At 70.6% G+C, this 13846-nt stretch carries 13 protein-coding genes; 4 read left to right on the plus strand and 9 right to left on the minus strand.

From position 1 onward, the window contains the following. Positions 1-66 precede the first annotated feature (66 nt). Complete coding sequence (locus ACN469_RS33325) at positions 67-600, plus strand: FHA domain-containing protein (RefSeq protein ID WP_498774595.1); 534 nt, start codon at positions 67-69, stop codon at positions 598-600. Positions 601-626: 26 nt separating this feature from the next. Here the strand turns inward: ACN469_RS33325 and ACN469_RS33330 are convergent, their stop codons facing one another. The 3 genes from ACN469_RS33330 to ACN469_RS33340 form a co-directional block, all read right to left on the minus strand. Next, positions 627-2162, minus strand: a complete 1536-nt coding sequence (locus ACN469_RS33330; protein ID WP_498774597.1) for a serine/threonine-protein kinase — start codon at positions 2160-2162, stop codon at positions 627-629. Between the two features lie 223 nt (positions 2163-2385). Then, a complete protein-coding gene (locus ACN469_RS33335) occupies positions 2386-2739 on the minus strand; it encodes a hypothetical protein (RefSeq protein WP_498774599.1) in 354 nt (117 codons plus the stop codon). Positions 2740-2743: 4 nt separating this feature from the next. Continuing rightward, positions 2744-3943, minus strand: a complete 1200-nt coding sequence (locus ACN469_RS33340) for a PEGA domain-containing protein (RefSeq protein WP_498774601.1) — start codon at positions 3941-3943, stop codon at positions 2744-2746. A 192-nt stretch (positions 3944-4135) separates the two neighbouring features. Here ACN469_RS33340 and ACN469_RS33345 point away from each other — a divergent pair, with 192 nt between their 5' ends. From ACN469_RS33345 to ACN469_RS33355, 3 genes are all read left to right on the plus strand, one after another. Next, complete coding sequence (locus ACN469_RS33345) at positions 4136-4576, plus strand: host attachment protein (protein WP_498774603.1); 441 nt, start codon at positions 4136-4138, stop codon at positions 4574-4576. 97 nt (positions 4577-4673) lie between these two features. Further along, the gene (locus tag ACN469_RS33350; RefSeq protein ID WP_498774605.1) at positions 4674-5273 is read left to right on the plus strand and encodes an HAD family hydrolase; all 600 of its coding nucleotides are present in this window, start codon (positions 4674-4676) and stop codon (positions 5271-5273) included. Continuing rightward, positions 5270-6094, plus strand: coding sequence for a glycosyltransferase family 2 protein (locus ACN469_RS33355; protein ID WP_498774607.1), 825 nt, complete (start codon positions 5270-5272; stop codon positions 6092-6094). Before ACN469_RS33350 ends, ACN469_RS33355 begins: the two co-directional genes overlap by 4 nt. A gap of 10 nt (positions 6095-6104) precedes the next feature. On the opposite strand, the gene ACN469_RS33360 is transcribed toward ACN469_RS33355, so the two are convergent. From ACN469_RS33360 to ACN469_RS33385, 6 genes are all read right to left on the minus strand, one after another. Next, the gene (locus ACN469_RS33360) at positions 6105-6755 is read right to left on the minus strand and encodes a glutathione S-transferase family protein (protein ID WP_498774780.1); all 651 of its coding nucleotides are present in this window, start codon (positions 6753-6755) and stop codon (positions 6105-6107) included. Positions 6756-6796: 41 nt separating this feature from the next. Beyond that, positions 6797-7396 carry an adenylate/guanylate cyclase domain-containing protein gene (locus tag ACN469_RS33365; protein WP_498774609.1) on the minus strand — a complete coding sequence of 200 codons (600 nt, stop codon included), beginning with the start codon at positions 7394-7396 and terminating at the stop codon, positions 6797-6799. Between the two features lie 271 nt (positions 7397-7667). Beyond that, positions 7668-8486 (minus strand): hypothetical protein, encoded by an 819-nt coding sequence (locus tag ACN469_RS33370; RefSeq protein ID WP_498774611.1) that lies wholly within the window; start codon positions 8484-8486, stop codon positions 7668-7670. Positions 8487-8497: 11 nt separating this feature from the next. Beyond that, a complete protein-coding gene (locus tag ACN469_RS33375; protein ID WP_498774613.1) occupies positions 8498-9322 on the minus strand; it encodes a hypothetical protein in 825 nt (274 codons plus the stop codon). Between the two features lie 53 nt (positions 9323-9375). After that, positions 9376-11523, minus strand: coding sequence for a serine/threonine-protein kinase (locus tag ACN469_RS33380; RefSeq protein ID WP_498774615.1), 2148 nt, complete (start codon positions 11521-11523; stop codon positions 9376-9378). Between the two features lie 199 nt (positions 11524-11722). Continuing rightward, positions 11723-13801 carry a S46 family peptidase gene (locus ACN469_RS33385; RefSeq protein WP_498774617.1) on the minus strand — a complete coding sequence of 693 codons (2079 nt, stop codon included), beginning with the start codon at positions 13799-13801 and terminating at the stop codon, positions 11723-11725. Between the last annotated feature and the right edge of the window lie 45 nt (positions 13802-13846).

Consider the following 13846-nt stretch of genomic DNA (forward strand, 5'->3'; position numbering starts at 1 on the left):
CCATTCGTGGACACCTGGACGCACCTTCTCGCGCCCGCCGGGCTCCGAAGAGGTTATGAGTCACCCATGGCTCGCGCTCTGCTGCTCTCGCTGCTGGTGAGGCAGCACATGGCTCTGAAGGAAAAGTTTCGCGCCAAGTACCCACACCCCTGGTTGGTGTGGGAGGCAGGCGCGTGGAACGTCCCCGAGACGACGGGAGGGGACGTGGGTACCACCCGACTGCCCCTGACGGACTTGAGGGACTGCCTGCCCGCCGGAGACGCCATGTGCTTCGAATTGGTGGCCCTGGCGGAGCGAGGCCCCATGAGGTTGGGCCGCGCCTCGAACAACACGCTGGTGGTCAATGACGCCACCGTGTCGAGGGAGCAGCTCATCCTCACGCCCCTGCCCCACGCGGGCTGGCATGTGGCGCGGGTGGCGGACGCCCGGCCGGTGAAGCTCGACGGCCAGGACCTCGCCGAGGAGGGCTCGGAGTTGAGCCCGGGCGCGAAGCTGGAGGTGGGCGACGTGCGCCTCACCTTCCACGACGCGGCCGGCTTCGACGAGCGCATCTCCCGCATCGCCGCGCAGGTGCTGGCGCAGACGGCCGCCTCGCGCTGAGCCGCGAGCAGCGCGGCGGCCTGCTCCTACCGTGAGGCCGGGTCGGCGCTCGCCGCGCGCGTGCCCTTGCGCGGCGGGGGCGCGTTCCGGGTGCCCTTCTTCGCGCTCGTCTTCGCGGTGAGGGACTTGGCCAGCGGCACTTCCAGCTCGGCGTGAGCGTCCAGCCGCACCGAGCGCTCCGACGACACGTACCCCGCCAGCTCCACCCGAAGGCTCAACGGCACCTCGCGGCGCGGCAGCTCACGCACCAGCGGGGTGATGCCCAGCACCTCGCCCGTGTCCGAGCGCACCACCTGCGCGCCCTCCGGGAAGGAGTGCACGGTGAGCGTGACCGCGGGCTGCGGGGGCACGGGCAGCAACGGCTCCGCCTGCTGGACCTCGGCCTCACGCTGAGGCGCGACGACAGACACCGGCGCGCGCGCCAGCAGGGGCTCGTCCACCGAGCCCACGGAGCTCGTCGAACCCGTCGAGCGCGTCCCGCTCCACAGCAGCGCGCCCGTCAGCAGCGCCAGCGCGGCTCCACCCGCGGCCATCACCGCGCGACGACGCGCCGCTCCGACGACGGCCATCCGCCGCGTCGGCCGCTCCGAGGCCTCCAGCGCCGCCACGGCCTCCGGAGACGTGGGTGTCTGGAGGGGCATCAGCAACAACCCCGTCGTCACCTCCGCGAGCGTCTGGGGCCGAGCCTCCGGCTCCTTCGCCAGGCAGCGCATCACCAGCGCCTCGAGCTGGGGCGGCAGCGGCTCGCCAGAAGGCAGGTGCGAGGGCAGCGGCGGCGGCGGCTGGGTGATGATCTGCACCACCAGCTGACCGAAGGCCTCCGCCTGGAACGGCGGATGGCCGCTGAGCATCTCGTAGAAGATGTTGCCCACCGCGTAGATGTCCGAGCGCGGGTCCACCGAGAGTCCCGCGGCCTGCTCCGGAGACATGTACGCCGGCGTGCCGATGATGGTGCCGTCCAACGTGCCGGTGGGAGCGCTCTCGGCGGACAGGTGCTTGGCCACGCCGAAGTCCAGCACCTTCACGAAGTCCGCCTGGCCCGCGCGCTGGGTGAGGAAGAGGTTGTCCGGCTTGATATCCCGGTGCACCACGCCCACGTGGTGGGCCGCGCCCAGCGCCGCGCACACCTGCACGGCGATGCGTTGGATTCGCGCGAGCGACAGCGGCTCCTGCTTCAAGAGCGCGCCCAGCCCGTGGCCGCGCAAGAGCTCCATGACGCAGTAGACGTGGCCGCCCTCGCCCTCGTCCACGAAGTCGAAGATCTCCACGATGTGCTCGTGGTTGATCTGATTCACGGTGCGGGCTTCCTGGAAGAAGCGCTGCACGAAGCCGCTGTCCCGAGCGTGCTCCGGCTTCAGCACCTTCAGGGCCACCTGCCGTCCCAGCCGCACGTGACGCGCCTGGAACACCCGTCCCATGGAGCCTTCACCCAGGAACGTCTCCAGCTGGTAGCTGCCCAGCACGGAGCCTTCCCGCAGCTCCACGCCAAGCCGGGGCTCTCCACTCATGGAGCCTCCACGACCGGACAGCAGGGTCTGCGCGAAGAGGTCATCGTTGCCCATGGTGTGGAGAACTCTCCATGATCGCGCCCAACGGCAACCCACGCCGGGCCCTCTGTCTTCCACGCAACGTCAGCGCCGTACCCTCCGTGCGCCACCTCGGACACGGAGGTCCACGAAGACCCCGCACTCCACGCGGGGGATGCCAGCCCGCACGCACCCCACCACGCTCCGTCCGCCGTCCACCCACGGACGAGCGTACCCGCCTGTCGCCGGTGCCGTGGCGTCAGGGAGTCCCCGCGAGGTCCTGGCAAATGCCCCCCAAACAGCTCTGCTCGCCGGGGCAGACGTTGCCGCAGGCGCCGCAGTTCAACCGGTCCCTCTGCCGGTTGATGCCCTCGTCGATTCGGCCATCGCAGTTGTCGTCCACGTTGTTGCACTTCTCCTCGGACTCCGGGAGGCAGCAGTACTTGGGCCCGTCGTTGGGCAGCGACGTGCACACGTACCCCTCCCCACCGCAGTCGGCCTCCACCTCGCAGGTGTAGGGAGAGTCCTTGGGGAAATCCACCGCGCAGCCCGCCGCGCCGGACACCAGCAGCAGGGCGGCGAAGGCTCGCAGCCAGCAATTGAAGGTCTTCATGAGTTCAGAAACTCCCGCCGACGACGACGTGGACCGCCGTGGCCGCGCCCGCGCTGACCGTCCCCGTGGGCGCCGGCGCCTCGCTGCGCGAGGGCACCACCAGCAACCACGTCACGCTGCCCGCCGTCACCGCGCCACCGCCGATGAGCAGCGCCGTGGCCAGGTTGGCCTGGGACTGCGCGTCCAGCCGCTCCTTGCGCGTCACGTCGATCATCCCGTCTCCATCCGCATCCGTCGCCCGGGACTCCACGTCCTTGGCGCTCTTGCCAATCACCGCGCCCACGCCCACCGCCACCAGGCCCACCAGCGCCGTGTAGAGCGCCGGCCGCTTGTAGATGGGCGTGCCGCCCGAGCTCTTCGCCGCCTTCCGGGCCACCGCGTCCTCCGGACCTTCCGGCGCCGGGCCGGAGATCTCCATCCGGACGTCCACTTCCTCGCGCCCACCGGGCTTGAGCGTCAGCGTCCGGGTGACGGGCGCGTACTCCTCCGCGGACACCTCCAACTGCACGGTGCCCGGCGCCAGGCGCGCCTCCACATTGCCCACGCCGAGGATGCGCTCGCCCACCTTCACCACCGCGGTGGAGACGTTGACGCTCACCTTCAGCACCGCGCGCGGACGGCCCAGCGCCATCATCCGGCTGCCCAGCTTGCTGGCCGCTTCCTTCTGGAAGGCCGCGTCCTTCGGGTTGCGCCCCGACACCACGTCCTCGTGCACCACGCCGCGGTCCCTGTCGTACGTCCAGGCGCGCAGCGTCCAGCCCGCGTCCTCCAGCGACAGCCGCGCCGTGGTGAGCAGGTCCGCGTCCAGCGCCTCCGCCGGCTCCGCCAGACACGACACCTGCGTGCAGCGCAGCGTCGCGTCGTAGCGGTTCTCCAGTCGCTCGCGCACCTCACGAGGGCTCGCGCCGAAGGCCACCATGCCGGAGGACACCGCGCCCTTGGCCAGCTCCCGCAGCCACACCGACGCCTGCTGCGCGCCCGCGCGCTCCGGCGTATCCAGGCCCACGAGGATGAAGCGCGGTGTCAGCGACACGCCCTCGTCCTCGGGTCTCAGGTCCAACCCCATGCCCGGCTGCTCCTGGGCATCCTGGGAAGACGAATCGGAGCTGAGGTCCAGCCCCAGTCCCTGCTCCTGGGCCCGCGCGGGACGGGCCAGCAGCACGAGCGCCAGCATGGCGACAGGCAGAACGACGGGAATGCGCATGCCGTCGTTCTACTCCTTTGCCATTCCCAACGGAATGATCGGTCGGGTTCCGGACACCGGAGGTCGGCGTGTGGGTGTCAACCCTGTACGACATGGCCGCCTGCCCTGCGCACGAAGGGGGAGCGGCTCGTGGCTGGAAGCTTGCCGGGTGCCTCGTGGGTCCTCATCTCCCTTCATAAGGAGGCGTGACACATGGCGGACGCAAAGCTCTGGATTCTTGTGGGGAACGCGAGCCGGGCAAGGCTCTTCGCGACAGACGCGAAGGCGGAGAAGGAGTGGAGTCTGGTCGAGGAGTTCCATCACGAGGAGAGCCGCGCCAAGAGCGAACAGCTGCGCGACCAGCCGGACAACCCCAACGCTGGCACCCTGCATGGCCTGCCGGGTGAGAACGAGCCCAACGGCCGCCGGGAGCTGGAGCATGAGCGCTTCGCCCGGGAGCTGTCCGGCGTCCTGGACAAGGGACATGACCGCCAGGCCTTCGACAAGCTCGTCATCGCCGCGCCTCCGGAATTCCTCGGCAAGCTGCGCAAGGCGCTGAGCAACCGGGTGCGACAGCGCGTCCTGCTGGACGTGGGTTCGGACTACTCCACGGTGCCCGCCCGCGATTTGCCTGAGCGCGTCCCCCTCCTCTAGCGTGGCCTTTTCCGGGATTTCTGGAAGCGGCAGTCCGGGCGCCAGCGGTGGGGCGGGCGCCCGGGTCCGCGCGGGTCGCGCGGCACGAGGAGCATGAATGGCGGCGGTGAAGGCGGTCCTCCTGGACCTGGGCAACGTCCTCGTCTTCCACGACAACGCGTTGCTCTTCTCCAGACTGGGAGCGTGTGCCCGGATGCAGGCGCACGAAGTCTCCCAGCGGCTGATGGGCGCCGGGTGGACCGCGGCCAACAAGGGCCTGCTGGACGCGGAGGGCATCCGCCGCAGCGTGTGCGGAGCGCTCCAGGTGGAGCTGCCCATGGCGGAGTTCGCACCCCTGTGGAGCAGCCACTTCACCACCCACGACGCGGTGCTGCCCCGGGTGGAGTCCCTCGTCGGCCGGGTGAAGCTGGTGCTGGTGTCCAACACCAACGCGCTGCACGCGGCCTACCTGCGGCCCCGGGTGCCGCTGCTCCAGCGCTTCGACGCGCTGGTGATGAGCTGCGAGGTGGGCAGCGTCAAGCCGGAGCCGGACATCTACCGCATCGCCCTGGAGCGCGCGGGCTGCGAGCCCGAGGAGGCCGCCTTCTTCGACGACCTGCCGGAGTTCGTGGACGCCGCCAACGCGCTGGGCCTGCGCGGGCAGCTGTTCACCACCGCCGCCGCCTTCGACGCGCAGCTCCAGGCGCTGGGTCTATGAGGCTCGGCGGCTACGTCCTCCACCGCGACAACCGGGACACGCTGGAGCCCTGCCTGCGCGGCCTGCTGGCCCTCTGCGATGACGTGGTGGCCATGGACTCCGGCTCCACGGATGGCTCGGCCCAGCTGGCGGCCTCGCTGGGCGCGCGCTCGCTGTCACACGCCTGGCGGGGCTACGGCGCCGCGCGCGTGGCGGCGGTGAACGCGCTGGCGCCGTGTGACTACGTCTTCTACCTGGACTCGGACGAGTCGCTGGAGCCCGGCGCGCTGGACACGCTGCGCGCGTGGAAGGGCTCCTCGCCCGACGCCGACGTCTACCGGCTGCCCCGGCGCGACTGGGCGGAGCTGGAGGGCCGCCGCTTCCTCTTCCGCACCCAGTGGCGCGCGCGACTGGTGCGGCGGGAGAAGGCCGTGTGGCACGCGCGGCACATCGTCCACGAGGCCCTGCCGAAGATGCGGGGCGGGCGCGTGCAGGCGCCCATCGACCACCGCTTCGCCACCTCGGTGGCGCGCCGCAGCGCCAAGGAGGAGCGCTACGCCCTGCTCTGGGCCCTGCGCGCCCACTTCGAGCAGCGCCGGCTCAAGCCCGTGGCCCTCCAGCGCCTGGCGGCGTGGGTGCGCGACGGCGTGCTCAACGGCGCCGTCTTCCGGGGTGGAGCGGATGCCTCCCGGCTGGCGTGGGGCGTGGCCGGCTACCACTCCATCAAGTACGCGTACCTGCGCGAGCTGCGCCAGGGCCGCTACGCGGAGCTGGCGCGCATCTATTCGGAGGAACGCTACGACGAGCTGTTCGCCCGCGTGCGCGAGGGCCGGCTGGACTGAGGGCGGCGGCTCACTCGTACTTCGCCACGGGCGGCTCGTGCAGCCCGGCCTCCGCCCACTTCTGGAAGGCGGGCTGGGACAGCAGCGTGTCGCGGTACGCGGCGCTCACCGGCTCCAGCGCCACGTCGTAGGTGACGAAGCGCGTGGCCACCGGCGTGAAGAAGGCATCCGCGATGGTGAAGTGGCCGCCGAAGAGGAACGGCCCGCCCTGCCCGAAGCGGGCGCGGCAGTCGGTCCACAGCGCCTGGATGCGGGCGATGTCCTCGGCGACGCCCGGCACCCGGCCCTGCCCCGGCCGGCGCGCGCGCAGGTTCATCCCCATGTGCTCGCGCAGCTTCGTGAAGCTGGAGTGCATCTCCGCCGTCACCGAACGCGCCACCGCGCGGGCCTCGCGCTCCTGGGGCCACAGGCGGGCCTCCGGAAACGTCTCCGCCAGGTACTCGCAGATGGCCAGCGAGTCCCAGATGGACAAGTCGCCGTGCTTGAGCAGCGGCAGGCGGCCGCTGGGCGAGTGCCGTGCGATGAGCTCCCGCGTGTCCGGGGTGTCCAGGGGGATGACCACCTCCTGGAACGGCTGCCCGGTGTGGGCCAGCGCCAGATACGGCCGAAGCGACCACGAGGAGTAGTTCTTCGAGGCAACGACGAGGGTGAGCGGGGGCATGGCGCGCACCGTAGCGCTCCATGCGGCGGGATGCCCGTGGTTCAGTTCGCCGGGGTGTTGCGGCCCAGGAGCGAGCGCACGCGCGACAACCACGGCTGACGACGGCGGTGCTCCGGCGGGTCGATGCGATACACGGCCACTGGCAGGCGGATGTTCTTCATCTCGCCCCGACCCAGCCGCACCGGCGGGGACTCGAGCTGGCCTTCCACCTGCCGCGCCACCGTCTCGCTGACGTAGAGGGTGCCGGGCCGAGCCAGCGCCTCGATGCGCGCGGCCAGGTTGACGCCCTCGCCGAAGACGTCGCCATCGCGGTGCACGACGACGCCCAGGTGCACGCCCACGCGCATGACGACGCGGCGCTCGGCGGCCACCAGCCCGTTGTGCACCTTGAGCGCCTGCTGAAGCTCCAGCCCGAAGTCCACGGCGGCGAGTCCGCCCTCGAACTCCAGCAGGAAGCCATCCTCCAGGCGCTTCACCTCGCGGCCACCGTGACGCGGCAACAGCTCGCGGACCAGCACGGCGTGCTCGTCGCGCACCACCTGCTGGAGCGCTTCGTCACGCCAGGACTGACGGCCCGCGGCTTCGATGCCCGTGAACAGGATGGCCGACAGTCTCCCCAGCTCGGGTTCCTCCACCACCATCGCTCATCTCCCCTCCCCCCGATGCCAATTGTCCGAAACGTTACTCCAGGACGAGGTCCCCGGTCCCAGCCGGGCCCCCCGCGACGGCTGGGACCGGGCCCCGGATGACCCCTCGCCCTGGGAGGGCGTGGCCATGCTGCTTGACTCCATCAGGATAATTCATCACTGACGCGGCGCACAAACCTCCCAGGAGGTCGGACTTGAGGGGTGTCCGACCACCAACGCAGCGAGTCAGGAGGGAGTTCTTCTCAGGACAGGTGAGGGGTGCGCCTCACAGGTCGTCGCAGGGGGTTCCCAGGCGCGCGCCGGTGTAGACGCCCAGCTCGTTGTAGATGAGCGCCAGGTTCTCGGAGACGGGCACCTGCCGCAGCTTGCGGCGGGCCTTCTTCTCCACCCAGACGGAGGGCAGCTCGCGGTCCAGCAGCAGTTGGAGCTCGCCCTTCTTCGTGGAGAAAATCTCTCCCTTCGAGTCGGAGACGACGTTGACCATCTGCTGGGGCTTCATCCGGCCGCGCGGGCCGATGAAGACGCGGAAGCTCTTCTGCTCCGCTTCGGCACGGCCCCGCTCCACCAGGAAGTAGACGCCCTTGGTGTCGCGCAGCAGGGCGTACGGCTCGTACTTCATGGGGCTGGGGTTGTAGGCCGCCTTGCGCAGCAGCTCGCGCGCGGGCTCCGGCGCCATCAACGTGAGGGGCGTCTCGCGCTGGCCGCAGCGCACCGAGCAGGTGCCCGCCTTCGGGTCCACCTGGACGACGGAGTACGCGCGCGCGTCCACGCCATTCGCGTTGGCCTCCAGGTCCGGGTTCCAGAAGCGGGGCTCGAAGAAGGAGCCGCTGGAGAGCCGGACGACGTTGGGGGCGATGGGCATCTCGGTGAAGGTGGCGCCGTCTCCGTAGAAGTGCTGACGCTGCGAGCTGTCGAAGACCTCCGTCGAGGAGACGTAGTGCCCCTTGCCGTCGGTGCAGACGGAGGTGCGCTCCAGGAGGATGCGCTTGCGCAGCGAGTCCTCGCGTCCCCAGGGGGGCTCATGGGCGAGGACGGCGGAGGAGGACAGCGTCAGGAGCAGCGCGAGGCGGCGGGTCAGGGTCATGGGAGCGGGCCTCACAGGTGGTCCAGGAAGAAGTCGGCGTAGGAGGAGGTGTCCATGCCGCCGCTGGCGGGGGCGACGGTCCACTGGAGCGTGCCGCTCTCGACCTTGCCGCCGTAGCTGGCGCCGTTGCGGCACTCCATGCGCAGCAGCGCGCGCTTCACCGTCTTCCGAGCCTCCTCCGAGTCCTGGCACAGGTTGCGGAGGGCCTCCAGCGGTCCGGCGCAGTACGCGCCGATGGGGTGCTCGCGCAGCTCCTTGTCGGAGACGGTGTCCCAGGCCACCTGGACCGGGAAGCTCGCTCCGCACTTCTCGTGGGTCTCCTTCACGACCTTGGCGAGGTCTCGCTCCTCGGAGGCGGCCCAGAACGCCTTGTCGAACGCGGCCGCGCGCTCGAGCGTGCCGTCCGCGAGCTGCCGCTGGTACAGCTCCACCACGTCGTCGACGTCCACCTTCTTGGAGCGCTCGTCGCTGACGTAGAGGGCGACGGGGTCCGCCTTGTCGAAGCGGTTGAGGGTGTTCCTCCCGTTGGACTTCTTGGACGGGGCCAGGCGCACCAGGCGCAGACGCTTGCCGCGCCAGTCCGTCCAATAGGAGTTGTCGTCGCTGATGCTGTGGAGCGCGACCTTCCCGTCCAGGTCATCGCCTGGGGCGTGGAACTGGACCAGGGCCTTGCGGGAGCCCTCGGGCAGCAGCGGGACGATGGTGATGACGTCACCGCCCTCGGACGTGAAGACCGACGCCTGCCCTTCCGGCTTGGGGGATTCCCCCGTGGGGCGCGCGTTTCGCGAACAGCCGAGCGCGACGACCACGACACTCAACGCCAACAAGACTCTCAAGCAACTCCCCCTGGGTGTGGAGCCCTGTGTGGACGCCCGTCACGGGCGCCGCGTCACAGGGCGATGTCGTACTGCTTGCAGTATTGGCGCACCTTCGTGCGCTCCGCGGCGGGCACGCGAAGCCAGACGGTGCGCGCGTTGGACAAATCCTTCTGGCGGCAGTGGACGCGCGTCAGCAGCGCGAAGGAGGCGCCCGTGACTTGCGTGCGCTGACTGCGGCGCACCAGGTGGAGGGCCTCGTTCGGGTCTCCGCGCTCCAGCGCCTTCTCCGCCAGCTCGAGGTCCGCGAGCGCGCCTTCCTGGATGAGCTCCAGGCCGCGTCGACGCTCCGCCTCGGGCGTCGGGCGCGAGGTGCCCACGGGGTTTCGCGCCGAATCATTGGGCGGCGTCCCGTTACCTCGGGGCTTTGCCTTCAGCTTCACGCTCGTCTCCGCGGTCGAGGGCACCGCGTCGGGGGGACTGATGGCGAGCGCATCATCCGGCTTCGCCTTCTCCATCGGCGAGTCCTCGCGCGGCGCTTCCGCGGGCGCGTCCTGTCCCACGGTCGGCGGGTTCGCCTGCGTCAGGGCCGAAGGAGGCGGGGCATCGCCGGGCGCCGCGGGGGGAGCCTCGCGCGCCGGTCCAGGCGGAGCCGGGGGGTTCGAGGCGGACATGGAGTCGTCTCGAGACGCGAAGGGCAGGACGCGCGAGAGTCCCAGGCCCACGGCGATGAGCACGACCGCGGCCAGCGCCACTCGCACCAGGAGCTTGCGCGAGCCGACGGCAGCGACACCTCGCGAGGCGGAGCGAATCGTCGGAGGCTCAGGCACCGAGTCGTCGGACTCCGAGGGGGCCGGGCTCACCGGCGCGGCCTTCGACGGCCTCCACACTTCGAGCGGAGCCGCCGCCACGGCCTCGGGCACGGGAGGACGTGACGCCACGGCCTCGGGCACGGGAGGACGTGACGCCACGGGCTCGGCCACGGGAGGCGAGGAGGGGCCGGCCTTCGGCGACGACACGCGCACCGACTTCCCGACGAGGCCCGAGGACGCCGAAGGACGTGAGGCATCGCCCTGCGCCGAGCGCCGGGCCGCCTCCGCGACATGCGAGGACTCACCGGGTGCGGCGCGCCGCGCGGACTCTGGAGCCTGAAGGGGCTCACCCTGCGCGGAGCGGCGGGACGAGGCGTGCTGGGACGGACGGCGGGGCGAGGCGACCACCGTGGCGGGCTTCGACAGGGGCGACGACGCGATGGGCCGGGGCTGCACGGTCGCCGTGGGCACCTGCGCGGCCGGGGCGACGACGGGCGGCGGCGGCGCGTCCGCGGACGGCGTCACGGTGCGCAGCGGCGTCCCGGTCAGCGCGGCGATGAAGGCGCTCACGTCCGGGAAGCGGTCCTCCGGGCGCTTGGCCAGCGCCTTCTCGATGGCGCGGATGACGTGCTCGGGCGTCTCCGGGGCCACTTCGGCCAAGGGCTCCGGTGGATCATAAACGATGCGGTAGATGAGCTCCGGGAGGATGCCCCCGTCCTTGAACGGCAGCTTGCGGGCCAGCATCTCGTAGACCATGCACCCGAACGAGAAGATGTCCGTGCGCAGGTCCACGTCCTTGTTCTTCCCCGTCGCCTGCTCCGGGGCCATGTACTGCGGCGTGCCCAGCAGGATGGCGTCCTGCGTCTGCACCGTCTTCGAGTCCAGAATCTTCGAGATGCCGAAGTCGAGCAGCTTCACGTGCTCCACCGACATGCCCGCGACCTCCATGGGCACCAGGAACACGTTGCCGGGCTTCAAGTCCCGGTGGATGACGCCCGCGCCGTGCGCCGCCTGGAGCGCGGAGCCCATCTGCCGGGCGATGGAGAACACCTCCGGCAGCGTCAGCGGCGCGCCCTTGCGCATCCGCCGCGACAGCGGCATCCCGCGCAGGTGCTCCATCACCAGGAACGGCGAGCCGTCCTCCAGCGTGTCGAAGTCGATGACCTCCACGATGTTCGGATGGCCCAGCCGCGACGCAATCTCCGCCTCGCGCCGGAAGCGCAGGTAGACGTCCTTCCCCAGGCTCGCGTCGGGCCGCAGCACCTTGATGGCCACCTGCCGACCCGGCAGCCGCAGATGACGCGCCAGGAAGACGGTGCCCATGCCGCCTCGGCCGAGCACGCCGGAAATCTCGTACGTGTCCCGTAGGACGGTGCCGAGTGGAATGTCGTGTGCTGCCGAGGAACTCATGGAAGACCGGCCTTCACTCCGGAAGCCGCATTCTATCCTGGAGCCCCTGACACGCCTTGGCCAGTCATCTGGCCTTGCTACACGTCCCCGCCGGATTTCCGCAAGGACACTGCACGCCGGCACGCCTCGACTCGGGCGTACCGGCTATCGACTTCTCACAGCTTGAGGATTGGGTGGATGCGGGAAATCCGCACCCAACCTACCTGGCGGGTGGGCTCGCCGCTTCACTGGCCGCGTGCAGCTCCTTCACCACGCGCGTGGCGCCGTAGACGTGCTCCAGGGCGGCGAGGATGCCGTCCCCATGCACCGCCACCGCGCGGTTCGTCTCGGGGACGTACGCATACCGGCCGCCGAGCGAGTGCAGGTTGCCGTCGAAGATGAGTCCGACGACGCGCCCATCGCGGTCCACGACGGGAGAGCCGGAGTTGCCGCCGATGATGTCGTTGGTGGAGGCCATGTCGAGCGGCGTCGCGTCCGGCACCTTGCCCTTCGCCTTCATCCAGGTGTCCGGCAGCTTGAAGGGGTCCTTGCCGGTGTGCCGCGCGTACGCGCCACCGAACGTCGTCAGCGCCGGCACCGCGCGGCCATTCTCGTCCCAGCCCTTCACCTGGCCGGCGTTGAGGCGCAGCGTGAAGGTGGCGTCGGGATAGCCGGAGGTGCCGTACACGGCGAGGTGCGCCTTGGCCAGCCGCTCTCCGTTGCGCTTGAGCACCGCCTCCACCGTGTCCTCGTAGCGCTTGCGCACCGCGCGCGCCTCCGCGTCCACCTTGCGCGCGAAGAGCAGCATCGGGTCCTTCGACGCGTCCACCGCCGCCTTGCCGCCGTCCAGCAGCGCCTGCCGCGTCGTCACGTCACCCAGCTTCGTGCCACGCACCAGCGAGCGGGCCAGCACCTCGGGAGCCTCCGCGCCGAGCACCTGCCGCACGAAGGGGTCATCCGCGCCCAGCGTCTCGCGCAGGCGGCCCAGGCCGAACGAGAGCACCGCCTCGTCGAGTTCCAAGGTGATGGGCGCGCCGCGCAATAGGTTCTGACGCAGCGAGGGGAGCTGCGCGTCGGTGTACTCGCGCAGGCGCTCCGCGTTGGCCTTGGGCTGCTCGTCGGCGATGCGCACCAGGTGGCGCGCCAGCGTGAACAGCTCCGAGGAGAACGCGTCCCCGGCTTCCTTCATCCGGTACTCGGGCAGCATGCGGCGGTACGTGTCGAGCGCCTTCGCCGTCTCCTCCCACGCCCCCGCCGTGGCGGCCTTCACCGTGGGGTTGGCCTCCACGCGCTTGCGCAGCTCCGCCTCGTCCTCGCGCTTGCGTGCGAGCAGCGACGGGTCCGCCAGCGCCTGGTGCCGACCGCGCAGCGCCTTCAGTCCGTTCTCCACTCCGCGCAGCCGCGAGCGCGTGGTGCGGTAGCGCTCCGGCGAGCCGCTGGAGTACTCCTTCAGCTTGCCGCGCAGCTCGGAGAGCGTCAGCAGCGTGTAGGGCAGATTGACGTCGCGCTGGAACTCCAGCTCCGCGACGCTGGCCTTGCGCTCGGTGCCACCGGGGTGGCCGGAGACGAAGACGAGGTCTCCGTCCTTGGCGCCCTGCTTCGCCCACGGCAGGTAGTCCGGGCTCTTGGCCGGCGCGTCGTCCTTCCACACGCGCAGGAAGGCCACGTCGTAGCCGAAGCGCGGGAAGTGGAAGTTGTCCGGGTCCCCACCGAAGGCCGCCATGGAGAACTCGGGGGCGAAGGCCAGGCGCACGTCCTGGAAGCGGCGGTACTCGTAGAGGTGATACCTGCCGCCGTTGAACAACGTCACCACGTCACAGCGCACGTCGGTGGAGGTCGCGCACGCGGACTCCACCGCGGACATCTCCTTCTTGAGCGCGGTGTTGAAGGCCGCGCCAGTGAGGCCCTTCGTCGCCGCGTTCATCCGCTCGGTGACGTCGGTCATCTTCACCAGCTGGTTGGCCTCCACCTTGGGACAGCGGCGCTCCTCCGCGGGCGTCCGGGCCTGGAAGCCCTTGGCCAGCAGGTCCTCCTTGGGCGAGGACAGGTCCTCGATGCAGCCGCGGATGCAGTGGTGATTCGTCATCACCAGACCCTCGGGAGACACGAAGCTGGCGGAGCAGCCGCCGGCCAGCCTCACCGAGCCGAGCCGGACCTTGTCCAGCCATTGCTGCGTGGGCGTGAAACCATGGGCCTTGTTCACCGACTCCACGGGAAAGGCGTCGTAGGTCCACATGCCCTCGTCCGCGGCGGCGGGGAGGGACATGAGCAGGCCAAGTGCGAGCAATGCACGGTCCACGGAGTTCGTCCTTCTGGTTGACGGGGTGAGAAAGGCGCCGGTGAA

Origin of the sequence: Corallococcus terminator (genome assembly GCF_049194865.1) — a bacterium.
GTDB classification, from domain to species: domain Bacteria; phylum Myxococcota; class Myxococcia; order Myxococcales; family Myxococcaceae; genus Myxococcus; species Myxococcus terminator_A.